Here is a 1,718-nt window from a genome sequence, read left to right on the forward strand (position 1 = left end):
TTGAGGTAATACCCTCAAAACTAAACAAAGTTTCTCAGTGTGCTTCCGCTTGGCTTTCTCGATGACTTCTCTTAGTGCTCTCGCACTCTCCATCATCTTTCGCCTTCCTTAGAAAGGAGGTGATCCAGCCGCAGGTTCTCCTACGGCTACCTTGTTACGACTTCACCCTAATCATCTGTCCTACCTTAGACGGCTGACTCCTATAAAGGTTATCCCACCGGCTTTGGGTGTTACAGACTCTCATGGTGTGACGGGCGGTGTGTACAAGGCCCGGGAACGTATTCACCGCGGCGTGCTGATCCGCGATTACTAGCGATTCCAGCTTCGTGTAGGCGAGTTGCAGCCTACAGTCCGAACTGAGAACGGCTTTAAGAGATCCGCTTGCCTTCGCAGGTTCGCTTCTCGTTGTACCGTCCATTGTAGCACGTGTGTAGCCCAGGTCATAAGGGGCATGATGACTTGACGTCATCCCCACCTTCCTCCGGTTTGTCACCGGCAGTCTCATTAGAGTGCCCAACTTAATGATGGCAACTAATGACAAGGGTTGCGCTCGTTGCGGGACTTAACCCAACATCTCACGACACGAGCTGACGACAGCCATGCACCACCTGTCTCAGCGTCCCCGAAGGGAACACCTAATCTCTTAGGTTTGCACTGGATGTCAAGACCTGGTAAGGTTCTTCGCGTTGCTTCGAATTAAACCACATGCTCCACCGCTTGTGCGGGCCCCCGTCAATTCCTTTGAGTTTCAACCTTGCGGTCGTACTCCCCAGGCGGAGTGCTTAATGCGTTAGCTGCAGCACTGAGAGGCGGAAACCTCCCAACACTTAGCACTCATCGTTTACGGCATGGACTACCAGGGTATCTAATCCTGTTCGCTACCCATGCTTTCGAGCCTCAGCGTCAGTTGCAGACCAGAGAGCCGCCTTCGCCACTGGTGTTCTTCCATATATCTACGCATTCCACCGCTACACATGGAGTTCCACTCTCCTCTTCTGCACTCAAGTTCAACAGTTTCTGATGCAATTCTCCGGTTGAGCCGAAGGCTTTCACATCAGACTTATTGAACCGCCTGCACTCGCTTTACGCCCAATAAATCCGGACAACGCTTGCCACCTACGTATTACCGCGGCTGCTGGCACGTAGTTAGCCGTGACTTTCTAAGTAATTACCGTCAAATAAAGGCCAGTTACTACCTCTATCTTTCTTCACTACCAACAGAGCTTTACGAGCCGAAACCCTTCTTCACTCACGCGGCGTTGCTCCATCAGACTTTCGTCCATTGTGGAAGATTCCCTACTGCTGCCTCCCGTAGGAGTTTGGGCCGTGTCTCAGTCCCAATGTGGCCGATCAGTCTCTCAACTCGGCTATGCATCATCGCCTTGGTAAGCCATTACCTTACCAACTAGCTAATGCACCGCAGGTCCATCCAAGAGTGATAGCAGAACCATCTTTCAAACTCTAGACATGCGTCTAGTGTTGTTATCCGGTATTAGCATCTGTTTCCAGGTGTTATCCCAGTCTCTTGGGCAGGTTACCCACGTGTTACTCACCCGTCCGCCGCTCGCTTGTATCTAGTTTCATTTAGTGCAAGCACTAAAATCATCTAGGCAAGCTCGCTCGACTTGCATGTATTAGGCACGCCGCCAGCGTTCGTCCTGAGCCAGGATCAAACTCTCATTTTCCTTTTGAAAATGAGCTTTTTATCGTTTAGCTCT

Annotated in this window: 1 rRNA gene; it reads right to left on the reverse strand. The window is 51.0% G+C overall.

Annotation, left to right across the window (positions count from 1 at the left end):
* Positions 1-112: 112 nt before the first annotated feature.
* Positions 113-1,685, reverse strand: a 16S ribosomal RNA gene (locus HMPREF0528_RS08525).
* Positions 1,686-1,718 lie beyond the last annotated feature (33 nt).

The sequence above is a fragment of the Lactobacillus johnsonii ATCC 33200 genome, assembly GCF_000159355.1.
GTDB classification, from domain to species: Bacteria; Bacillota; Bacilli; order Lactobacillales; family Lactobacillaceae; genus Lactobacillus; species Lactobacillus johnsonii.